The sequence below is a fragment of the Martelella mediterranea DSM 17316 genome (assembly GCF_002043005.1).
Classification (GTDB): domain Bacteria; phylum Pseudomonadota; class Alphaproteobacteria; order Rhizobiales; family Rhizobiaceae; genus Martelella; species Martelella mediterranea.
Genome location: NZ_CP020330.1, coordinates 428,007 through 450,214 on the forward strand (window position 1 = coordinate 428,007; position 22,208 = coordinate 450,214).

23 protein-coding genes are annotated in these 22,208 nt (G+C 61.9%); 13 read left to right on the plus strand and 10 right to left on the minus strand.

The window, feature by feature from the left end:
- Positions 1-13: 13 nt before the first annotated feature.
- From Mame_RS01970 to Mame_RS02010, 9 genes are all read right to left on the minus strand, one after another.
- A complete protein-coding gene (locus tag Mame_RS01970) occupies positions 14-1,348 on the minus strand; it encodes an ABC transporter substrate-binding protein (RefSeq protein WP_235726810.1) in 1,335 nt (444 codons plus the stop codon).
- 2 nt (positions 1,349-1,350) lie between these two features.
- The gene (locus Mame_RS01975) at positions 1,351-2,898 is read right to left on the minus strand and encodes a sulfatase (protein ID WP_018064607.1); all 1,548 of its coding nucleotides are present in this window, start codon (positions 2,896-2,898) and stop codon (positions 1,351-1,353) included.
- A gap of 159 nt (positions 2,899-3,057) precedes the next feature.
- Complete coding sequence (locus Mame_RS01980) at positions 3,058-4,011, minus strand: LysR family transcriptional regulator (RefSeq protein WP_018064606.1); 954 nt, start codon at positions 4,009-4,011, stop codon at positions 3,058-3,060.
- A gap of 249 nt (positions 4,012-4,260) precedes the next feature.
- Complete coding sequence (locus Mame_RS26490) at positions 4,261-4,569, minus strand: hypothetical protein (RefSeq protein WP_018064605.1); 309 nt, start codon at positions 4,567-4,569, stop codon at positions 4,261-4,263.
- Positions 4,570-4,782: 213 nt separating this feature from the next.
- Positions 4,783-5,784: an ABC transporter permease gene (locus tag Mame_RS01990; RefSeq protein ID WP_033410071.1), complete on the minus strand. Its 1,002-nt coding sequence runs from the start codon at positions 5,782-5,784 to the stop codon at positions 4,783-4,785.
- 11 nt (positions 5,785-5,795) lie between these two features.
- The gene (locus tag Mame_RS01995) at positions 5,796-7,298 is read right to left on the minus strand and encodes a sugar ABC transporter ATP-binding protein (RefSeq protein WP_018064603.1); all 1,503 of its coding nucleotides are present in this window, start codon (positions 7,296-7,298) and stop codon (positions 5,796-5,798) included.
- Positions 7,299-7,395: 97 nt separating this feature from the next.
- The gene (locus Mame_RS02000) at positions 7,396-8,343 is read right to left on the minus strand and encodes a sugar-binding protein (RefSeq protein ID WP_018064602.1); all 948 of its coding nucleotides are present in this window, start codon (positions 8,341-8,343) and stop codon (positions 7,396-7,398) included.
- A gap of 148 nt (positions 8,344-8,491) precedes the next feature.
- A complete protein-coding gene (locus Mame_RS02005) occupies positions 8,492-9,484 on the minus strand; it encodes a sugar-binding protein (RefSeq protein WP_018064601.1) in 993 nt (330 codons plus the stop codon).
- 44 nt (positions 9,485-9,528) lie between these two features.
- Positions 9,529-10,509: an NAD-dependent epimerase/dehydratase family protein gene (locus tag Mame_RS02010; RefSeq protein WP_018064600.1), complete on the minus strand. Its 981-nt coding sequence runs from the start codon at positions 10,507-10,509 to the stop codon at positions 9,529-9,531.
- 156 nt (positions 10,510-10,665) lie between these two features.
- Between Mame_RS02010 and Mame_RS02015 the strand changes: the two genes are divergently transcribed.
- From Mame_RS02015 to Mame_RS02025, 3 genes are read left to right on the plus strand one after another with little or no spacing between them, the layout of a single operon-like run.
- Entirely contained in the window at positions 10,666-11,406 is a 741-nt protein-coding gene (locus Mame_RS02015; protein ID WP_026173436.1) for an ATP-binding cassette domain-containing protein, read from the plus strand.
- A gap of 12 nt (positions 11,407-11,418) precedes the next feature.
- Positions 11,419-12,408: an ABC transporter permease gene (locus Mame_RS02020; RefSeq protein ID WP_018064598.1), complete on the plus strand. Its 990-nt coding sequence runs from the start codon at positions 11,419-11,421 to the stop codon at positions 12,406-12,408.
- A 42-nt stretch (positions 12,409-12,450) separates the two neighbouring features.
- On the plus strand, positions 12,451-13,449 hold the full coding sequence (locus tag Mame_RS02025; RefSeq protein WP_155122002.1) for a LacI family DNA-binding transcriptional regulator: 999 nt from the start codon (positions 12,451-12,453) through the stop codon (positions 13,447-13,449).
- 57 nt (positions 13,450-13,506) lie between these two features.
- Here Mame_RS02025 and Mame_RS02030 read toward each other — a convergent pair whose 3' ends face one another.
- Entirely contained in the window at positions 13,507-14,445 is a 939-nt protein-coding gene (locus tag Mame_RS02030) for a LysR family transcriptional regulator (protein WP_018064596.1), read from the minus strand.
- A gap of 245 nt (positions 14,446-14,690) precedes the next feature.
- Here Mame_RS02030 and Mame_RS02035 point away from each other — a divergent pair, with 245 nt between their 5' ends.
- From Mame_RS02035 to Mame_RS02080, 10 genes are all read left to right on the plus strand, one after another.
- Positions 14,691-15,194 (plus strand): TRAP transporter small permease, encoded by a 504-nt coding sequence (locus tag Mame_RS02035; RefSeq protein WP_033410037.1) that lies wholly within the window; start codon positions 14,691-14,693, stop codon positions 15,192-15,194.
- A gap of 2 nt (positions 15,195-15,196) precedes the next feature.
- Positions 15,197-16,480, plus strand: coding sequence for a TRAP transporter large permease (locus tag Mame_RS02040; RefSeq protein WP_018064594.1), 1,284 nt, complete (start codon positions 15,197-15,199; stop codon positions 16,478-16,480).
- Between the two features lie 105 nt (positions 16,481-16,585).
- A complete protein-coding gene (locus Mame_RS02045) occupies positions 16,586-17,632 on the plus strand; it encodes a TRAP transporter substrate-binding protein (protein ID WP_033410035.1) in 1,047 nt (348 codons plus the stop codon).
- A gap of 89 nt (positions 17,633-17,721) precedes the next feature.
- Positions 17,722-18,465 (plus strand): (S)-ureidoglycine aminohydrolase, encoded by a 744-nt coding sequence (gene allE / locus Mame_RS02050; protein WP_018064592.1) that lies wholly within the window; start codon positions 17,722-17,724, stop codon positions 18,463-18,465.
- A gap of 227 nt (positions 18,466-18,692) precedes the next feature.
- Positions 18,693-19,016 carry an ArsR/SmtB family transcription factor gene (locus Mame_RS02055; protein ID WP_026173435.1) on the plus strand — a complete coding sequence of 108 codons (324 nt, stop codon included), beginning with the start codon at positions 18,693-18,695 and terminating at the stop codon, positions 19,014-19,016.
- Positions 19,013-19,411: an SRPBCC family protein gene (locus Mame_RS02060; RefSeq protein ID WP_018064590.1), complete on the plus strand. Its 399-nt coding sequence runs from the start codon at positions 19,013-19,015 to the stop codon at positions 19,409-19,411. The genes Mame_RS02055 and Mame_RS02060 overlap by 4 nt, the downstream gene beginning before the upstream one ends.
- A 50-nt stretch (positions 19,412-19,461) precedes the next feature.
- Positions 19,462-19,842, plus strand: a complete 381-nt coding sequence (locus Mame_RS02065) for a DUF1801 domain-containing protein (RefSeq protein ID WP_026173434.1) — start codon at positions 19,462-19,464, stop codon at positions 19,840-19,842.
- 51 nt (positions 19,843-19,893) lie between these two features.
- The gene (locus tag Mame_RS02070; RefSeq protein WP_018064588.1) at positions 19,894-20,112 is read left to right on the plus strand and encodes a hypothetical protein; all 219 of its coding nucleotides are present in this window, start codon (positions 19,894-19,896) and stop codon (positions 20,110-20,112) included.
- 117 nt (positions 20,113-20,229) lie between these two features.
- Positions 20,230-20,718: a LysR substrate-binding domain-containing protein gene (locus Mame_RS02075; protein ID WP_018064587.1), complete on the plus strand. Its 489-nt coding sequence runs from the start codon at positions 20,230-20,232 to the stop codon at positions 20,716-20,718.
- Positions 20,719-20,987: 269 nt separating this feature from the next.
- Positions 20,988-22,199 carry a CaiB/BaiF CoA transferase family protein gene (locus tag Mame_RS02080; protein WP_018064586.1) on the plus strand — a complete coding sequence of 404 codons (1,212 nt, stop codon included), beginning with the start codon at positions 20,988-20,990 and terminating at the stop codon, positions 22,197-22,199.
- The last annotated feature ends 9 nt before the right edge of the window (positions 22,200-22,208 follow it).

Below are 22,208 nucleotides of genomic sequence, written 5' to 3' on the forward strand. Positions count from 1 at the left end.
GGATCCAGCGCATTTACAGGTGGTTGGGTTCTTTGACGTCGTAACCGGCGCCTGTCAGGATCTTGTACATGTCGTCGGCCGAAGCATTGAGCGCTTCGGTCGCCGTGATCTCGCCAATGACCGCACGGTTGAGATGGACGGAGATCGCATCACTGATCTGCGTGCCCTGGACCAGAGGCATGTTCATCCGCGCATTCGCCGCATTTTCCGAGAAGGCCGGAATGAAGGCAAAGGCTGGCTCGCTCGCCTGCTTCGTGTCGCCGAGGTCGCCTCGTACCGGAACGCCGCCGTCAAGCACGTAATTGGCCTGGTTCTCCTTTTCGAGGAACCACTTGAAGAAATCCAGAGCGGCCTTTTGCTGGTTTTCCGGAACATTGCCCGCAATCCCGCCGACCCATTGGCCGGCGGCCGACGCGTGCATGCCGCCGGGTCCTGCCGGTATGAGGGCGGTTCCGATCTTGTCAGCCACGATCGAGCTGTTCGGATCGGTGAGCGAGGAATAGGCGGCAACCACCGCGATCGCCTGCGCCGCCTTGCCGGTCGACATAAGCTGGATCAGTTCGGCCTGCGCGATCGCGCCCGGATTGGGCGGCCCTGCTTCCTTCCCAAGCTTGATGTATTGCTCCAGCGCCGCAAGACCCTCCTGGCTTGCAATGGTCGGCGTGAAGTCGCCCTTGGCCGGGTCGGCGAAGAAACTCGCCCCGTAGCTGAACAAATAGGGCGTGAAATTGTAGAGGATCGAATCGCGCGAGGCGCGCGGCACGAAGCCATAGATGTTCGGCGGATCGTTCAGGGCCTTGGCATTGGCAAGCAGATCGTCCCAGGTCGCGGGCACCTCGAGACCGGCCTTTTCATAGAGATCCTTGCGATAGTAGAAAATCTGGACGTTGCCGTTGGTCGGGACGGACAGCAGCGTCCCATCCGGGTCGAAGCTGTGGGTTTCGGTATTCCAGTAGGTCGAGCTACCGAAGGTCAGCACGCTTTCGGGCAGGCTGAAGTCCGGATCGATCTCCTTGAGCGGCTTCAGGAAGCCGCCATCGTAAATCTCGGCCATGCCGGCCGCGTTCAGATTGACGATGTCATAATCGCCCTCGGCCGCGCGCAACGAGTTGCGGGTCTTTTCCATCATGCCGCCGAATGGCGTCACGTCGAGGTCGAAGCGCGTGCCGGTCTCCTCTTCGTAGGCATCCACCATGGCGATGAAACCGTCGAGCCAGGGCGACTGGTTGATGAGCACCCGCAGCGTCGTTCCGTCCTGCGCCTGCGCGGCTGCCACCATTGCGAGCGTCATCGCGGCCGTCGCTGAAAGCACCATCATGCGTTTGCGTATGCGTTGAACTGTATGCATTGTCATTCTCCTCCCGTTTTATCTGCGAACGAACGCGCCGGCGCGGTGAGCCCCAGCCACGCGTAGAAGTCATCGGTGGTGTCGTGCTCCTTCAGGATGCCCCTCAAGCCATCCTCGAGACGCGCCACAACCGCCGGATCAACGACAGGCGTCGACTGACCCGGATCGTTGGTCAGGTCATAAAGAGATGTTCCGAACCGCCCGAAGGGATCGCTGTAAAGGCCGGGCCCGCGCTTTGCCGGAACAAGGCCCGGAACGCGTAGCACGGGCGCGCCCTTGGTGAAATCAAGCGGCGGATGCAGCGTCGCGTCCGCGAGTTCCTCCACCGAGAACAGCGATTTCAGATGGGTCGGCATCAGCGTGTATTCCGCGGGCGCCGGGCCATCGCGATCCGGCGGATAGCGGAAATAGGTATGATGCCCATCGGTCACGCCGACCGGGCCGCCATGCATGCCGAAGGCGATGACCCGCTCCCCGTCATCCCCGTCCAGCCGATCGAGGATCGGCTGGCCGCGCGTCTCCGGCGGCGCTTCAAGGCCGAAAATATCGAGCATTGTCGGCATCAGGTCCGGCGTCTGGGTCAGGGCGTCGATGCGGGTTCCGGCGCGATCGGCATGCGCCGGATGATGCATGATCAGCGGGATATGTGACAGTTCCTCGAAATAGGGCGGAATGTTCTTGCCCCACCATTCATGCTCGGACAGCAGGAAACCGTGATCCGTCGACAGAACGAGACAGGTGTCCTTCCAGAGATCGTGCGCATCGAAATAATCGAGCAGCCGGCCGAAATGATGGTCGCACATGGCGACGAGGGCGTTATAGTTCGCCCTGATCTCGGCGATCTCTTCAGACGTGTTGGTGCACGGCCCGTAGCGCGGCCAATCCAGGATTGGGCCGTCGTAATCGGTCGGCAGCGCCTTGCGGTATTTCTCGGGAACGTGAAACGGCTCGTGCGGATCGAAGCATTCGATCTGCAGCATCCAGTTGTCGGCGTCGCGGTTGCACTCGAGGAATTCGAGCCCCTTGGTAATGCATTGCGGGCCCGGGAATTCGTCCTCGTCGCGGATGAAAGACCGGTTGATCTGGTGCTGCAGCCGGTTTCGTTCGCCCGGCTTGTTGTAATGAAGATCGGAATAGTCTTGGGCGAAGCGCTCAAGCGGCGGATCAACCATCGCTTTCCACGGGTCGAATTCCTGACCGCGAACCAGATCCCAGGTCCGGTAGCGGTTGTGATAGGTCGCGCCGCCATCCTCGAAATAGTGGAAATGGTCGGTGATCAAATGGGTGTAGACATTCGCTTTGTTCAAAATCGCCGGCAGCGAATTGTCGAAGGGCTCGAGCGGTCCCCAGGAGCGGTGCATGAAATTGAGCCTGCCGGTGTGCATGTCGCGGCGGGCCGGCATGCAGGGGAGACTGCCGACATAATGGTTGTCGAAGGTCATCGCCCGCCTGGCGAAGCGATCGAAATTCGGCGTCGCAACCTCGCGACCGCCATAGGCGCCCAAAGCCAACCGGTTCAGCGTGTCGAACAGGACGAATACAAGCTTCATGAATGATCTCCCTGCCCGGATACTAGACATTTGCCAATTTTTGAAAAATACCTTCGGAGCGAATAGCGATAACCCTGAGATATCGCTATTCGCGCGGCGGCGCCGTCTCCATCGGTGGGAGCGAGAACATTCCGGCAATGAGGCTTCGTCTTGATAGCGTCAGGAACGTATGCGGGGAGCTGGTAATTCCTCTCGTTCCCGCAGCGGCTCCGTCACCGCCTTCAGGGAACGGATCATCTGGGTGATCGGCGCGAAATCCGCGAAACTCCGGTGAAACGTGATCCCGGTCGGGATGCTCCAGCGAAAGCCGTCAAGCGCAACTTCTTTCAGGTCGCGCCCTTCCGAGGTCGCGCTGAGAGGCACCGGCATGCAGCCGATGAATTGGTGCTCCGCGATCATCTTGAAGGCGATCTGCAAGGAATGGGATTCCAGCGCAACGCGGGGCTCGGGCAGGCCGCGGGCCTCGAAATAGTCGCGGATCTGGATGTTCGCCTGCTGGCCGCTGAAAAGGCACAGCCATGGATAATCCAGCGTATCGGCCGGCTCGACGCGATCCTTTTGAAACAGCGGATGCTGGCTGGAAGCGAAGATCGCGTTCTGCTGCTGGTAGAGTTCGATGGTCCTGAACGCGGCTCCGAGATTGAGGGTGCCGCCCTCCGTGCGCGGAATGCCACCAGCATAAACGCGGATGTCGCCCGATTTCAGCATCGGCAGCAATTCGCTGCCCACGCCGGTGGAGACCTGCACCTTCAGATGCGAGAAACGCCGGCGGAGGTCGGCGAGCATGTTGGGAAAGTGAACGGACGAGTAGACGGGCCCGCCGCCGATGCGCATCGTTCCGCCGAGCCCATTCGACTGCGCGCCAACCTCGACAATGGCCGCGTTCCAGGCGGCTTCGACCTCGCGGGCGCGGATATGCATCATCTCACCTGCTTCCGTCAGCCGGACGCCGCGCGGCAGGCGCAGGAACAACTCGGTCCCGAACGCCTCCTCCAGAAGCCGGATCGATTTCGTCAGGGCGGGCTGGCTGATATTCATCGCCCGCGCGGCGCCATGAAAGCTGCCGGCATCGACCACGCCGAGAAAATGCTGAAACCGCCAGATGTCGTGCATTACCGCTCCTCCTCTTTGCGGATCGAGGATAGACTGCGGCAGAAAGGATAACCAGAGGATATCGCAGGAACCGGTTTGAACAAACCGAGCCGGTTCCGCTGAAGGATCAAACAACTGGGCCCGCCATCGAATCGGCGGCGCACCCTTGAGCCGCGCATACCGAAGCTTCGCGCCGGCTGCCATTTCCCGAGCTTCCTCGAACCGCATCGCATAGCCGAGAAGGTCCTGACGGCGGTGATCCAGAAAGCCTTATGGACGGTCCGCGAACGGCTTTCCGAATTCGGCCTCGAATTCCTGTTCGTCCCAGAAGCCGATCAGAATGCCGGGCGGTTCCCTGCCCGTCATTGCCTCGATCCGATCGGGCGACAGGGTGATGCGGTTGTGGTGCTGCCGTGACCAGGCGAACAGGGCCTGCGCCATGATCGCCCGCTGCAAGACGTGCTCCTCCTGGTCGCTCGCGCCCAGGTCGTTCAGTTCCAGCGGGTCCGCCTCAAGGTCGAACAGCATCGGCCGGAAGCCTTCGGCATGGACATATTTCCAGCGCTGGTCCCGGATCATGATCAGCCGCGCATCTTCCTGCGGATTGCCGATGATCTTTCGTGCCTCGCGTGTCGCGTAGTCATATTCGGAGATCGCGTAGCGACGCCAAGTCTCGGCCGGCCCCCTCTTGTGGAGCAGCGGATCGAGGAACTGGCAAGAGACGCAGCCGCAGTCGCGAGCCGGTTCTGAGCGGTGTTTGCGGCTCTCGGACAGAGCCTGACCATCCGGTCGCTAGTCTCCAGGCGCCGTTGCGGCTTTATCAAGCAAAGACATCGCCGCCTGATGCCGGCGTCTTTCGCGATAGGCGGAAAATTGCGTGTCGGCGATCACGCCTGCCAGAATGACGCTGCCCATGACCGCGAAATTCAGGGATGAGGGAATGCCGAGAAGGTTGACGAGGTTCTGCAGCACCTGAAGCAGGATGACGCCAAGCACCACGCCGATGATCGACCCCTCCCCGCCGCGCAGCGAAAACCCGCCAAGCACGGCGGCGGCAATCCCGTAAAGCTCGTAGAAATTACCGTGCGATGCCGGCTGCACCGAGCGTGTGTACATCGCAAAGAACACCGCGGACAGACCGGTCAGCAGCATGCACAGCACATAGGCCGAGACGATCACCCGGCGCGTATTGATCCCGGAATAGCGCGCCGCCTCCTCGTTCTTGCCGACGGCGAAGAGATGACGGCCGAATACGGTGCGATGCAGGACAAACCACGAGACGACGGCGACGAGGGCGAAGGCGATCACGGAGTGCGGGATGCCGAAGCTGCGCCCGGCGACGAGATATTCGAGCGCCGGAAAATCGGTTCCGAAGGTGAAGCCGGCGGTGCCGTCGCGGGTGTAGAAACGGGCAATGCCGCGATAGATCAGCAGCCCGCAAAGGGTCACCACGAAGGGCTGGAGCTTCAGCCTGGTCACCAGCAGGCCATGCAGCAGGCCTATGAAAACGGCGAGCACCAGAACAATCGCGAGGGCAACCGGCCATGCCACGCCATGGGTCGCGATCAGATCGATGAAGATCACCCCAAGAAGCGCGATCACCGAGCCGACCGAAAGCTCGATCCCGCCGGTCACGATGACGAAGGCTTCGGCGATGGAAAACAGGCCGAAAAGACCGATCAGGTTGGCCGTGTTCGCAAGGTTGATCGGCGACAGGAAGCGCGGGTTGACCAGCGCCACGATCGCTCCGACGCAGATCACCAGAACCGCGAGCCCGATATCTTTTCTATGCATTGTCATGCCCCCTATCCGACGGCAAGGCGCAGGATGTTTTCCTCCGACAGCGCCTCATGTTCCAGGATTCCGGCGATCCGGCCGTGGTTCATCACGGCGACGCGGCTCGAGACGCCGATCACCTCCTCCATGTCCGAGGAGATCATCAGCAGCGCCGCGCCGTCTGCGGCCAGTTCGCGCATCAGGCGGTAGACCTCCGCCTTGGCGCCGACATCGATCCCCCGCGTGGGCTCATCCAGGATGATGACCTTCGGCCGTGTGGCCAGCCATTTCGCCAGCACGATCTTTTGCTGGTTGCCGCCCGAGAGTTCTGCTACGGGCCGGTCGAGCCGGCGGGCCTTGATCGCCAGGTTTTCGCGCGCGTCGACCGCCAGAGCGAGCTCGGCCCGCCGGTCGACAAAACCGCGTCGCGACAATGCGGCAAGGTTCGGCATCGCGATATTCCCGGCGATCGTAAAGTCGAGAAACAGGCCTTCCGACTTGCGGTCCTCCGGCACGAGACAGATACCGGCCCTGATCGCGTCCGGCACCGAGCCGGGCGTGACCGGCTCTCGCTCGACGGTCACCGTCCCCGCTTCGATCGGATCGATGCCGAAGATGGCGCGGGCAAGCTCCGTGCGCCCCGCGCCCACAAGCCCCGCAAGCCCGAGGATTTCCCCGCCGCGCAACGCAAGATCGATGCTTTCATGCGGATAGGCGGCGGTGCGCAGGCCCCGCGCCTCCAGCACGATGGGCCCGCGCCTGTCGTCGGGCTGTTCGTAGAATTCCGAGACCGGACGGCCAATCATCAAGTGCAACATGGCATCCTTGCGAATATCGGCGCCGACGAGGTCGCCGGCATTCCTGCCATCGCGCAGACCGACGACCCGGTTGGCGACCTGCTCTATCTCGCCAAGACGATGGGTAATGAACAGGACGGCAACGCCCTGGTCGCGCAGAAGCCGGATGACGTCCAGCAGGCGCTGCGTCTCCGAAACGGTCAGGCTCGATGTCGGCTCGTCCAGGATCAGCAGGCGCACATTGGTCGAAAGCGCCCGCGCGATTTCCAGCAATTGCTGTTCGGCAAGCGAAAGCTCCGCGACCGGATCCGACGGGCCGAAGCGCGTGCCGAGCAGGGCGAGCAACGGTCGGACGCGATCTTCCATCGCCGCGCGGTCGATGAAGCCGAACAGGCCCTTGCGCATTTCCCGACCCAGCATCACGTTGCCGGTCACATCGAGATTTGAGAACGGGTTCAGCTCCTGATGCACTAAGGCTATGCCATGCGAAAGCGCGCGGGCGGGCGTCAGGCTTTCCATGCGGAGGCCGTCAATGACGATTGCGCCGTTGTCCGGCCGGATCGCGCCGCCGAGCACCTTCATCAGCGTGGACTTGCCGGCGCCGTTCTCGCCGATCAGGCCGACCACCTCGCCGCCGGCGATCTCCAGCGAAACGTCGTTGAGGGCAATGGCGCTGGAATAGACCTTGGTGATGCCGCTCAACGTCAGGGAAATGGGAGTGCCGATCCGTGCCATCGCTTCCTCAACTGCGTCCGATTGACCCGTGCGGACGACGATGTCCGCACGGGCGGGAAATGCCTGTGGCGACAGGAGGGACGCCGCATTTCCCGTGCTAGCCGTTGATGCGCTTCTTGAGCTCGGCCTCGAAGGCATCGACATTGTCCTGGTCGATGATCTTGGTCGGCACGATGATCAGCCCGTCCGCCGGGATTTCCGATCGGTCGCCCTCCAGATAGGACGCCATCAGCTTCATGCCCTGATAGCCCCATTGGTAGGGGTCCTGCACGACGGTGCCCGCAAACGAGCCTTCGCGAACGGCGCCAAGCGTGATCGGGTCCTCGTCGAAGGCGACGACGGTGATGTCGCCCAACTTGCCCGCCGCCTGCAAAGCCTCGTAGATCTTGGGCGGATTATAGGAATAAAAACCCACCATGCAGTTGATATCCGGGCTTGCGGCCAGCACGTCATCGACATTGGAGCGGGCGCGGGCGAAATCGACATCGTCGCCGCGTACATCCACCAGTTCTATGCCCTTGCCTTCGACCGCCTGGCGGAAGCCCGCGATGCGTTCCTTGGCATTGTCCGCGCCGAGAAAGCCGACAAAGCCCATGCACTTGCCGCCATCCGGCATCGCGCCGACCGCGATTTCACCGGCTTGCACGCCGGCTGCGGTGTTCGACGAGCCGAGATAGGCGATCCGGTCGGACTGCGGCGCGTCGCTGTCGGTGGTGAACAGCGGCACCTGCGCGGCGATCCGGTTGAAGGCGTCGATCGAGTTCTTCGGATCGGCCGACGAGATCATGATGGCATCCGTGCCGGCGGCGACCAGATCGTCCATCAGCGCGTTCTGCAGGGCGGCGGTGCCCTGCGCCGGATAGCGGAACTGCAGCTCGTAGCCCGGAAGCTCGGCCTGCGCCGCGTTGACACCGGCCTCGGCCAGTTTCCAGAAGTCCGATGCGGCATTGACGACAAACGCCAGTTGCGGTTTGTCGTCGGCCATTGCGGTTGTTGTGGTTACAGCGAAGCCCGCTGCAGCCAGGAGTATGGATGTCTTGTTCATGATGTCCTCCCGCGACCCTCTCCTCCAGGATCGCTCTTACCAGGTTGAAAATCGCGCACGGCAACGCCGCAACGGGCCTTGCCCGACGCCGTGGCATGCGACGGTGCGGACGGGCGACCGCGTGAAGAGCAAGCCGCCCGCCGGGGTCTCAGTTGTTCTCGCAGAAGCCGGGTTCGTCCGCGGTGCAGACGTCGAGCCCGGTGAACAGCGGATCGTCGACCTTTTCGCCATTGATCAGCTGGATCATGACGTCGGGCGCGCGATAGCCCATCTCGAAGGGACGCTGGCCGACCTGCACATGGCTGCGGCCCTCGCGGAAGGCCTTGGTCTGCGGCGGCAAAGTGTCGCCGGCGATGATGATCAGGTCCTTGGATTTCAGCCTGTCCATCACCTGATCCGTCACCTGGGTATAGGCCTGCGGGGCGAACTGCGCCCAGCCGCCGATCAGGATGAAGGCGTCGAGATCCGGATTGGCGGTGAACACGTCCGACATCTGCTGGTTGGCGAGATCGGCCTGGTCATTTGTGAAGACCGGGCAACCCTCGATCTCCGTCCAGCCGTTCTGCCCGGTGAGCCGGTCGACATTCTTCTCGCCCGCGATCGTGTCGCGGAAGCCCTGGGCGCGGGCATTGATATTGTCGGCGGCGACATTGCCGAGCTGGAGGCAGACCGTGCCGCCGTCAGCGCGGAGCTTTTTGGCCTCTTCCGCCATCTTGGCGCCCATCAGGTAGTTGTCCGTGCCGAGATAGGTCTTGCGCAGATCGCGATCCTGCTCAAGGAAATCGGCGTCGATGGTCATGACCGGAACGTCCGGCGCGATCTCGCGAATGCGGTTTGCCATGGCCGGCGCGTTTGATGGCGAAATCGCGATCGCCGCAACGCCGCGGGTCAAGAGATCATCGACGATCTGCACCTCGCCGGCTTCGTCGGAGGACGAGGCGGGCCCGGTGTAGAGGCACTCGTATTCGCTGTCCTTGTTTTCCGAAAGCCACTTCTTGCAGCCGAGATTGATCTGCTCGAAGAACGGGTTGTCGAGCCCCTTGACCACGATCGCCAGCGTCTTCTTGTCCTGAGCCCCCGCCTGACCGGCAAGAAGCATCGCCGCCGACAGGGCGGTTATAGCCAGATACTTGATTTTCATTGCATTTCTCCTCCTCTTTGCAATCGCCGGCAAAGGCTCCTTCCTCAGCCGGGATACCAGACAATGCGCGGGTCGTTTTCGCCGCGCCTGTAGTTCCATGCACGTTCAACGAGTTCCTCGAGGCCGACCGACGGCTTCCAGCCCAGCACCTTGCGGGCCTTGGCATTGTCCAGCCAGTTGCTGTGAAACGGCGTCGCTATCTCGGCCCGGTCCCTGCCGTTGGTCTCCATCAGCGCGGCGACCGCGCCGTAATCGACCGGTTCGTCCATCGCGATATTGAAGAGCTCGCCATGGGCGGCAGGGTTGTCGATCGAAAGCAGGATCGCGCGCACCAGATCCTCGACATGAATGAAGTTGCGCTTCAGAAACCCGCCTTCGGAGTCGCGCATGGCGGGAAAGACGTCGCTGTTGCGCATTTTCGCAAGATCATCCGCCTCGACCAGCGTTTCCCAGGGCGGCCCGCCGAACTGGGTGTCGTCAAGGGCGAAGGCATATCTGAAATCGTCCTTTTCCATGATCCACGGCGCCCGCAGGATCGTGTAGCCGAGGTCATACTGGATGCCGAACTGTTCCAGCATCACCTCTTCCATCACCTTGGTCAGCGCATAGACGCCCGGATAGGCGCGGCGCGGCGCGGCTTCGGTGATCGGCGCGGCGTAGCCCTGAAAGATATGGCCGACGACGCAATCGCCGCTGAGCAGCAGGAACTGGCGGCCTGCATCAGACCGGCGGAACCGGTCGAGCAGCAGGTAAAGCCCCTTCAACGCGACATCGATTGCGAGATCGGGCGATTCCTTCACCGCGGCCAGATGAACAACATGGCTGACGCCGTCCAGCGCCCGCGCGACCACCTGTTCGTCGGCCATCGAGCCGCGGATCACGGTGACCCGGCGATCGTCGGTTTCGATGGCGCGGTTGTTGCAAAGCGCGACCACCTCGAAATCCGAAAAACGCCGCTCGGCCAGAAAGGCGGGCAAGAACGCCTGTCCCACTTTCCCGGCCGCACCGGTCACCAGCAGCTTCATCCGCAACCCCCTCGATATTTCCTTGTGTCGGTCGTGATAATTATTTACTAATAATATTAAGTCAAGTTATTATTGATTTAGTAATGGCGCTGAAGGAGGCGGCCGGACAAGCGCTCGGCTTTTCCGGGTCGGCGCTGGACAAGAAGGAGGGGACCTGTGTCGAGACTTGTTTTGTCGGGAATATCGAAAAACTTCGGGGCCATTCAGGCCCTGTCATCAGTGTCGCTTTCCGTGGCGCCGGGCGAGGTGCTGGGCCTGATGGGCGATAACGGCGCGGGCAAGAGCACGCTGGTGAAGATCATCGCCGGCAATTTCCCGCCCTCGGCGGGCGAGATCCGCATCGACGACAAGCCCGTGACCTTCCACCGGCCGCGCGATGCGCAGGAGGAAGGCATCGAGGTCGTCTATCAGGACCTGGCGCTTTGCGACAATCTGTCGGCCGCCTCGAATGTCTTTCTAGGTCGCGAGGCCATGCGCCGGGTCGGGCTCGTCAGATATCTGAACTATCGCCAGATGAACGAGACCGCGGCAGACCTCTTCCGGCAGCTCAAGTCCGAAACCCATCCGCGCGATCTCGTGCGAAAAATGTCGGGCGGGCAGCGTCAGGCGGTCGCCATCGCGCGCACGCTGCTGTCGAAGCCGAAGATCGTGATGATGGACGAGCCGACGGCGGCGATCTCGGTCCGGCAGGTCAAGGAGGTGCTGGACCTGATCCTGCGCCTCAGGGATCAGGGCATCAGCGTCATCCTGATCAGCCACCGGATGCCGGATGTCTTCGGCGTCGCCGACAGGATCGCCGTTTTGCGGCGCGGCGAACTCGTCGCCAGCAAGCCTGCTTCAGGCTCTTCTCCCGAAGAAGTCACCGGTCTCATCACCGGCGCAATCGACGCGGCATAGAAAGGCGGACCGATGACCACCATGGACCATGTGATATCAAGAAGTCAGCACCGCAACTGGGTATCGAAGCTCGCCACCCAGCAGCTTTTCTGGGTGTTCGTCGCCGCGATCGCGGCCTGCCTGGCGCTGAGCCTCATGACCGATACCTTCGCCAGCGAAAGAAACCTGTTCAACGTCGCCCGCAACTTCGCCTTTGTCGGCATCATCGCGATCGGCATGACGGTGGTGATCGCCTCGGGCGGGATCGATCTGTCGGTCGGCTCGAGCGTGGTTTTGAGCGCGATGGTGATCAGCGTGCTGATGGCCGGCGGCATGTCGTTCTGGCTGGCCGCCCCGATGGCGATCGGCGCAGCACTTCTGGTGGGGCTCGTGAACGGCGTGCTGATCGCCTATGGCGGGATGCCGCCCTTCGTGATCACGCTCGGCACGCTTTCCGCCGCGCGCTCTCTCGCCATGGTGCTTTCCGACAACAAGATGATCTGGGAATTCGGGCCCGACCATGATCTCCTGCTATGGATCGGCGGCGGGTCGACGCTTGGCATTCCGCACCCGCTCTACGCGCTCGCATTGCTGACGGTCGTCATGTCGCTTGCGCTCAAATGGACGCGTTGGGGCCAGCATGTCTATGCGATCGGCAGCAATGAGAGCGCCGTGCGCCTGACCGGCATTCCGGTCAAGCGGCTCAAGGTCAGCATCTACATGTTCTCCGCCTTCACCGCGGGCGTGGCGGGTATCCTGATGGCCGGATGGCTCGGTAGCGTGACCACCAATCTCGGCCAGGCGCTGGAACTGACCGTGATCGCCGCCGCGGTGATCGGCGGCGCCAATCTTGCCGGCGGCGAGGGCACGGCAATCGGCGCGGTCGTGGGCGCGCTGCTGATCGAGGTCATTCGCAACTCGCTGATCCTCCTCGGCATCTCGACATTCTGGCAAGGAATGTTCATAGGTACATTCATAATTATTGCGGTGGCCTTCGACCGAATCAGGCATTTCAGATCGTGAGGCCTGCAAGCGGTGACCGCGCCGATCGTCTTGGAGAATGCATTGAAACCGACAATGATGGATGTCGCCGCCCGCGCCGGCGTCTCCCAGGCCACCGTCTCCCTCATTCTCAACGGCAGTTCCGGCGCCCGCTTCAGCGAAGCGACGCGCAAAAGGGTGTTCGATGCCGCCGAGGCGCTCGGCTATCGCCTGTCCAACAGGTCGGCAACCGCCGGCCACGCTGCCGCCAAGGTCATCGTCTTCCTCGTCGATGAGCTCACCACCGACCCCTGGATGGCGCTCGCCTTCGAGGGCGCGCGGGAAAAGGCGCTGGAGAGCGGGATCATCGTCACGCTTGGCGTGTTCCGCAAGGGCGAGGATCCGGATGATGGGGTATTGTCCATCTGCGAAAGCCAAACGCTGGTGGGCTATATCTTCGGCACGATCCTGACTCGCAAGGTCGACCCGCCCCAGGCGCTTCTCGATGCCCCTTCCGTGCTGGTCAATTGCTACGACCAGCAGCGCCGCCTGCCCTCGATCGTGCCCGGCGACGTGGCTGGCGGACGCGCCGCGACGGAGCGGCTGATTGCCGGCGGGCGCAAGCGCATCGCGCTGATCAACGGCCAGGAGGGGCTCGACAACCCGCGCGACCGGCTGCGCGGCTACAAGCAGGCGCTTGCCAGCAACGACCTCGCCTATGACCCCAAGCTCGTGCACTACGGCAATTGGGAGCCGTCCTCCGGCTATGAGAAGACCCACGAACTGATGAAGCTTCCCGACCCGCCCGACGGCATTTTCTGCGCCAACGACCTGATGGCGATCGGTTGCCTTGAGGCGCTCAAGGAGCTCGGAAAATCCATCCCCGGTGATGTCGCCGTCGTCGGCTTCGACAATCGCGATATCGCCCAGTTCACCATGCCGCCGCTGACGACCTACCATCTCCCGATGTTCGAAATGGGCGCGATGGCCGTCGAATTGCTCGAGGACATGATGGGCGGACTGACCAGCGCGCATGATCAGCTCAAGGTCGAGTGCACCCTGATCGAGCGGGTCTCGGGCTAGAGCATCGGGCGTTCATCTGCGGCCCGTGCCCTTGTACTTCATGACTGCCATCGAGTATCATTCGGCCGTCTTGCCCGTGTAGGAATCCGCGAGCGGCGTTTCGATCTTGGAAATCACCTTGCGGATACATTCTTCGGCACGCGTCACTGCTGTGTCGAGCGTGCTGTCCTTGCGGCGACCGAGCCTCAGTTCGTGGCTTGCAATGTCGCGGCCATGGATCGGAACATAGACGAGATAGCCCTCCTTCAGGTCTTCCTCGACATCGATGCGGCTGAGGAAAGTGATCGCCTCGCCGGTGCGCGCGATCGATTTCAGAAGCTCGATCGAGTTCGAGAGCACCGTCGTGCGCAATGGAAAACCGGCCACGGCAAAAGCCTCGGTGACGAGATGGTTGATGGTGACGGACTCATCCGGCAGGACGATCGGCCATTTCGCGATTTCGGCAAGCCGCAGATGCGGCCGGCTTGCGAGCGGATGTTCCCTGCTCACCACCACGCCAAGCCGGGTCGGAAATGCCAGGTTGGCGGTGATGCCCGTTCCGTTCGCCCAGGCATAGGCCAGCCCCAGATCGCATTCGCCATTGACGAGATCGCTTTCGACGCCGGCCTCGGTCTGACTACGCACGGTTATCGCGATGCCCGGATTCTCGGAACGGAACACGCGAAGGATCAGCGGAATGATGCCGGCGGCGAGGCCATGCATCGCCGAGATGCGGACCCGTGGGCCGTCCGCGCCGGCAAGCTCGCCAAGGCGTTTCTTCATTCGCTCGCTGTCGCGCAGCGTCTGGCGAATATGGGCGACGACCACCTCACCGGCGGCCGTCACCTTCATGCCTCCGGAATGGCGGATGAACAGCGGCGTTCCCATTTCCTCCTCGAGCTGGATGATCCGACGGTTGATCGAGGAGGCGGAAACATTGAGGACATCGGCCGCCGCGCGGATGGAACCGCGACGCGCAACCTCGTCAATCTGTGCCAGAAGTGTCGAATGAAGCATAAGCTGATGTTTTTCAGTAGGTTGTTGCGTATGGAGTGTGAGCGTACGCTTTTTGTGCACGCTGGTCTCACAAAAAAACGCTCGCCTCGCAGGAAACTTCGCCGTTAAGTTTCAATTCAGATCCCGGCTGTCCGAACGGTCGGATAAAGGGGAATTGCAAGCCATCGCCGAACGCGCATGGAACCGGGGCAATGCATTGCCCGGACCGAAAGAGCTGCGCGGCTTCGGCGAAAGGAGAACCGGATTTGAGAGAGTTGGCCGGTACGCTTTCAGCAGCGCTGAACAGGGTGGTTGACGCCGTCGTCGTGATCCTGCTCGCCGCGCTCGTGCTCGACGTGTGGATCGGGGTGCTGGATCGCTATATTTTCCACTGGCAGTTCAACTGGCCGGAAATCATGGCCCGCTACCTGATGATCTGGGTGGCTCTGCTTGCCATTTCCTGCGGCATTGCCCGCCGCGATCACATCGGCCTGACGATCCTGATCGACCGCTTTCCGGTAACCTTGCGTCGAGCCATCCTGATCGGCTGCGATCTCCTGGCGCTGGCGCTGTTTGTCTGGACCTTCATTTACGGTCTGCAGTTCGCCATCAGCGGCGCCTCACGCTTTGCCCTGATCTTCGGCATGTCCATGGCGCCGGCCTTTGCCGCAGTGCCAACGGCGGCGGCCCTGGCCTCGGTACAGCTGCTTTTGTGTCTGGTGCGCGATGCCGGGCAGTACACCGTGCAGGACCAGGCGGCGGAGGTCTGACCATGGCAGTCGGTTTCCTCTTCTTCGCGCTGCTTCTGCTTGGCATGCCGATCGCCTTTGCCATCGGCCTTGCCGGCCTGACCGGACTGATCCAGCTCGACAATCAGCGCTTTCTTCTGACCGGCGTTTCGAAGCTCTTCACCGGCATGGATTCCTTCACCTTCCTCGCCATGCCGTTCTTCATCCTCGCTGGCGAGATCATGAACCATATCGGCATCACCAATCAGCTGATGCGGCTGGCGCATGTCATGGTCGGCCATTTCCGCGGCGGGCTCGCCCATGCCAATATGGTGGCTTCGGTGTTGTTCTCGGGGCTAACCGGTGCGGCAACCGCCGACGCCGCCGCCTTCGGCAAGACGCTGGTGCCGGAAATGGTGCGTAACGGCTATAGGCGCGATTATGCCGCTGCCGTCACGGCGGCTGGCTCGATCATCGGTCCGACCATCCCGCCATCCGGACTGATGGTCGTCTACGGATCGTTGATGGGCGTTTCGATCGGCGGCCTGTTTGCCGCCGGCATTCTGCCCGGCCTGATGATCTGTGCGGTCTGCATGGCGATCATCGCGCTCGGCGCGGCGCGCAACAACCTGCCGCGGGCGGAACGCCGGTCCACGATGAAGGAACTGGCCAGAGCCATCTGGAGCGCCGGTCTTGCCCTGATGATGCCGGTCATCATTCTCGGTGGTATTCTTGGCGGCATCGTCACGCCGACGGAAGCGGCCTCGGTGGCTGTTGCCTATGCGCTGTTCGTCGGTGTTGTCATCTATCGCAACCTGACCCTCTCCGACCTCTACCGGATGCTGCTGACGACGGCGCGCACGACCGGCGTCATCTTCGCCATCATCGCCTTTGCCTCGATGCTCGGCTGGTGGATGAGCTTCGAACGCATACCGCAGGCGATTGCGGGAGCGGTATTGTCGATTTCCTCGAATCCGGCCGTGATAATCTTCCTGGTGGTGCTGATCCTGCTCGCCGTCGGCATGGTCATGGATATCACCGCCATCCTGATCATTCTTGCGCCGGTGCTGGTGCCGCTCGCCAATGATATCGGCCTGCAGCCGATCCATTCGGGCATCATCTTCGTGCTGGCCCTGAACATTTCGCTGATGACGCCGCCGGTGGGCGCCTGCCTGTTCGTGCTCTCCTCGGTCACCGGCGAGAAGCTCGAGCGCATCGCGGCCAAGCTCTGGCCGTTCCTGATCGCCGAAATCGGCGTGCTCTTCGTCTTTGCCTACTGGGAGTGGCTAGCTCTTCTGGTGCCGCGCCTGCTGGGCTTTGCGAACTAGCCATGACGGCAACCCATTCTGCCTACCGGTCCGGCGGTCTTCGCCGGAACGATCCCCTGTCGCGCCCGCCGCGGCATGCATCAACCACGATAAAAGAGGACGAACATGAAAAAGACTTTGATTGCAGCCCTGACGCTCACCCTCCTGGGCAGTGCCCAGGCCTTTGCCCAGGAAAAGGTCATCCGCTTTGCCCATGACAGCAACGGCGACATCTACGACAACCCCAATCATGCCTGCGCTTCGGTGTTCGCCAGCATCGTCAACACCGGCAGCAATGGCGAGCTGAAGGTGGAAATCTATCCCGGCGGCCAGCTCGGCACCATCGGCGAGGCGGTGCAGATGGTTCGTGACGGCGTTATCGAGGTGACCAACGCCTCGACCGGGGCGCTCGCGCCCTATTACCAGAACATCGACGTGCTCAACCTGCCTTTCGCCTTCGACAGCAATGGCGCCGCCGATACAGTGTTCAACGGTCCGTTCGGCCATGCGCTGAAGAAGGACATCGAAGAGAAACTCGGTGACGTCGTGGTGCTCGGCTACCCGGATACCGGCGGCCTCTTCGTTATCTCGAACTCGGAAAAGCCGATCAGCTCGCTCGACGACATGGAGGGCATCCGGCTGCGCACCATGACGCTGCCCTCGCACCAGGCGATCATGAATGCGCTCGGCATGGAGGCCTACCCGCTGGCCTTTTCCGAGGTCTATTCCGGTCTGCAGACCGGCGTCATCGACGGTCAGATGAACCCGATCCCGATCCTGGTTTCGGCCAAGCTCGATGAGGTTCAGCAGTATCTGACGCTGACCAACCACCTCTACTCACCCTTCACCATGCTGTTCAACAAGGCCTTCTATGACGACCTGACCGAAGACCAGAAGAACCTGATCCACACCGCTGCCCAGTCCTGCGAAAACGCCGCGCGCGGGATCTCGCGTATCATCGAAGCCTCCGATCGCGGTCTCGCAGGCCTCGCCGGCAAGATGACGATCACCGCGCTTTCGCCCGAGGATCGCGCCCAGATGCGCGAAGTGACCGATGCGGCCTTCGACAAGTACATGGCAGAAAACCACGGTGAGGATGCGATCGCGCTGGTCGACCTGCTGAAGCAAGAAAGCCAGCAGGCGAATGCGACCCGCTATTTCGGCGACGAGTAATGCCCTGGCCGGGGCAGGGCAAGCGCCTTTCCCCGGCCTTCCGGGCTCGATCGCCCGGTCCATGTTGATCTGTCTCGGAAGGATAAAACGTGCGTTCGAGCCTTGGTGAAACGAGATCGCGCATCAAGCGCTCGCATGCGCTTGTTTGCGCGGATAGTCATGAGATCATCGGCCTGCCTCACTGGCCGGACACCGATGTTGTCTCATATGTGACGCCGGGCCTCGGCGCCGGCTTTTCACTTTTCAGGATCGTCGCCAGGCGTGACACGCTTGTTGCGCCGCCACCCCATGGCGGCATCCGCTTCGTTCTGATCCGTTCGGGCGAGGTGCGCGTGACGGATGGCACCGAGACACGCCTGCTGCGCCCGGACGATTATGCCTATCTTCCATCGTCGGCCCCGTTCACTCTGGGACTTTCGGCAGATGCCGAAATCCTCTGTCTGGAGCATGCCTACAAGCCGCTTTCCGGCTGCGAGCCGCCGGGCGCGTTCTTCGGCGCGATTCCCGCCGTCGATCCTGTGCCTCTCAAAGGCAACGAGCAGCTCCACGTTCAGAAGCTCCTTCCGGAGGCGCCGGGCTTCGATATGGAGGTCAACGTCATGACCTTCGCTCCGGGTGGTTCGCTGCCATATGTCGAAACCCATTTCATGGAGCACGGGCTCGTCATGCTTGACGGCGGGGGCATCTACCGCCTTGACGATAGCTGGTACCCGGTTGCGCAGGGCGACGTCATCTGGATGGCGCCGTTCTGCCCGCAATGGTTCGGCGCACTCGGGCGGGAAGACGCGCGCTATCTGATCTACAAGAACTGGAATCGTGACCCGCTGGCCTGATACCGGTCGTTATCTGCCGGTCGCAGGCCGCGTTCGAGATGGTTTGCTGCTGCCGGAACGCCAGGCCGGACGCCTGAAACGGGCTTAAAGGCAAGTCCTTCTCCCTTTTCGGCCTCGCCTCCAAAGGTCATCGATCCGCGGGATCAACCGACGCGTCGCCAAACACCTTGAAAATCCATAACTCCCTGGTTATAAATTAATCATAACTGGAGAGCTATGAATTGCCCTTGACCCAACCCGACGACATCCTGTTTCGAACGCTGGCGGACCCGACACGCCGGGCGATCTTCGAGCGCCTGTGTCGAAAGGGGGACCAGACGGTCAAAGCGCTGACGGAACACGCAGGGATTTCCCAGCCGGCCGTCTCCAAACATCTCGGCGTGCTCAAGCGCGCCGGGCTCGTCGTCGACCGCCAGGATGGCCGCCAGACACATTACAGCCCGCAACTTGACGCCCTGGGGCCGTTGACGGACTGGACGGAACGGATGGCAAGCTTCTGGGAGCGCCGCTTCGACGACCTTGAAGACCTGCTGAAGAGGATGGACAATTGACCGAGACCCGCACCGTTGTCGTCGAACGCGACCTGCCGCATCCGCCGGAGAAGATCTGGCGCGCCCTCACCCAATCGCACCTGATCGGGGAATGGCTGATGAAGACCGCCTTCACGCCTGAAGTGGGGCATCGCTTCGGATTCAGCGCGGATTGGGGCGAGGTCGCCTGCGAGGTTCGGGCGGTCGAGGAACAGAAGGCTCTGGAATACAGCTGGGATGCCGGCGATCTGCGGTCTGTGGTCAGATGGACTCTTACGCCGACCGGCACGGGAACGCGCCTGCGCATGGAGCAGACCGGCTTCCGGACGGATCAGCCGAACTATTATGGCGGCGCGAAACTGGGCTGGCCGCGCTTCTTCGACAGGCTGGAGCAGGTACTGGCCGAGATGGATTGAAGCAAGCGCGGGCCATGCACCACGGAACCGAGAGACAAGAGGACCATGCCATGAAGGATGCGCAACAGGAGCAAAACCCATCGCGGAAGATCGATGAACGGATTGCGGAACTAGGCGACTGGCGGGGCGACATGCTCTCCCGCATCAGGGTTTTGATCAGGGAAACCGCGCCCGATATCGTCGAGGAATGGAAATGGCGCGGCGTCCCGACCTGGTATCGCGACGGCATGATCTGCACCGGCGAGACCTACAAGGACAAGGTCAAGATGACCTTCGCCAAGGGCGCGTCCCTGCCCGACCCGACCGGGCTTTTCAATTCCAGTCTCGATGGCAATGTCCGGCGGGCCATCGATTTCCGCGAGGGCGACGCGATCGACGAAGAGGCGCTGTCGGCGCTCATCCGAGCCGCCGTGGCACGAAACGCTTCATGATCCCTCGGGCCCGCCCCTTTTCGCATCCAACGAATTTGGAAGGACGTACAATTGAACTGGAGCAAGCTAATAAGACAATGTCATCGCTGGCTGTCGATCATATTCACACTGATCGTGATCGGTATCTTCGGTGCCCAGGGGCTTGGCAGGGAACCCGCCGAATGGGTGTATTTCCTGCCCCTGTTCCACTTGTTCCTGATGCTGGTCACCGGCCTCTATCTGTTCGCACTGCCTTATTTCAGCGGCCGGCGCAACAAGTCTGTCGAGTGACGCCGGCGACAGTGAATATCGCGGACAGAGAGGCGAGATCGGCTGGCCAAGGCCTCGCCAGAGATATGGAACCAGGGCTCACGGCCCGCCGAACGCATTCTCGCCTGGGTCGGGTTGTTGAACGCCAACTCGACCAGGCAAAGAGCTTGGCAAACGCCGGTCTCGCTGCAAGGCACCAAGAGCGGCATCTACTGCAAGCGGCTGATGACGGAGAAATATGCGTGTTTCGTCTGGAAGGAAAGCAAGTGGGCGCGACAGTCGATGACGCTCGACAATTACAAGAGCGCACAACACATCATCGCGCAACCGGCACCCGAGTGGCAACCTTATTTCCTTCCGACGCTCGATGCCATGAACATAACGATCAAGCCGCATATCGAGATTTCAGGCCTCGGCGCCATTGACCGTGTCATTGCGCAGACGGATCTGGTGCTGACTGCTTCGGAAGGCTTTTCCCGGATTTTCTCGCCGGATATCATCTCGATTCCAGCCCCGTTCAAATGTGAATTTCCGTTCTATATGACCTGGGGGAAGAGAACGCATTCCTCCCAGGCGCATCAATGGTTTCGCAACCAGATCACCGAAACCGCCCGAGAGCTGAAATAGCGACCTTGCGACGACGCCAGTTGTGTTCGTGTCATGGGCGCCCCGTTTGACCTGGTTTTCCCTAAGGCCGGTCCGGTGAGGGCGGGCTCCAGCCTTGCCCTGAGGCAAAGCGTGAAATAGCGTTCCGGCAACAACATCCTGCCATGAACGCCGGCGCCGGGTGGCGCGAACTTCCATAAAGATTAAAAAGTCATATTTAAGATTTTTTGATTGCGCAAACTTCGTCGCGCTGGCATTTTCCCCTCCGGAATGGAAAGGGAGGATACGCCATGGCCGGATGTCTGGATCATATCAGGGTTATCGACCTCAGCCGCGTCTTCGCCGGCCCCTGGGCCGGGCAGATGCTGGCCGATTTCGGGGCCGACGTGATCAAGCTGGAACACGTCAAGGGCGGCGACGACGTCAGGCGCATGGGCGTCCCTCACCTGAATGCCGATGGCGCGCCGACGGGCGAAACGTCGAGCTTTCTCGCGATGAACCGCGGAAAGCGCTCGGTCGCGCTGGACCTGAAATCGCCGGAGGGGCGGGAGATCGCGCGAGAGCTGATCGAGAATGCCGATGTGCTGATCGAGAACTTCAAGACCGGCACGCTGGCGCGCATGGGGCTGGACTATGAAACGGTCGCCAGGCTCAACCCCCGCCTGGTCTATTGCTCGATCACCGGCTTCGGACAGACGGGACCGATGGCGCATCTTCCCGGTTATGACCCGATCTTCCAGGCGATGAGCGGACTTCTGTCGATCACCGGCTCGTCCGAGGACGAACCGGCGCTGGTCGGCTACTCGATCTCGGATATCACGGCGGGGCAATATGCGGTCGCCGCGATCCTTGCGGCGCTGAACCATCGCGATGCCGTTTCGGGCGAAGGGCAGTTCATCGATATCGCGCTTCTGGACACGCAGATCCACGCCGCATCCCATATGGCGATGAACTACCTGTCCTCGGGCAAGCTGCCGCGCCGGAACGGCACCGCCTCACAGATCACCTGCCCCTGGCAGGCCTTCGACTGCGCCGACCGGCCGATCATGATCGCCATCGGCAATGATCCGCAGTTCCGCCGCTTCGCGGATTATCTGGGACTTGAGGGCGTTGCCGATGACGAACGCTACGCCACCAACCTCGCAAGGGTGCAGAACGCCGACACGCTGGTCCCGCTGATCGCGGAAAAACTGGCCGCCAGGAACGCCGACGCCACCTATGCCGAGTTGGAGGCGATCGGCATTCCGGCGGGGCCGCTCAACAGCTTCGAGGACACACTGCAGATGCCGCAGGTCAAGGCGCGCGAGCTGGTGCGCCAACTCGACCATCCGAACGCGGGCCGCGTCAATTACATCGCGAACCCGGTACGGTTTTCGGGCGATCAGGCGACAGCCACAAGGCCTCCGCCGCTGCTTGCCGAACATACAGACGAGGTGCTGCGGGAGATCGGATTGACCGAGGAGCGCATCGCCGAACTGCGCGGCACGGGCGCGATTGCTTGAGGGGAGCCT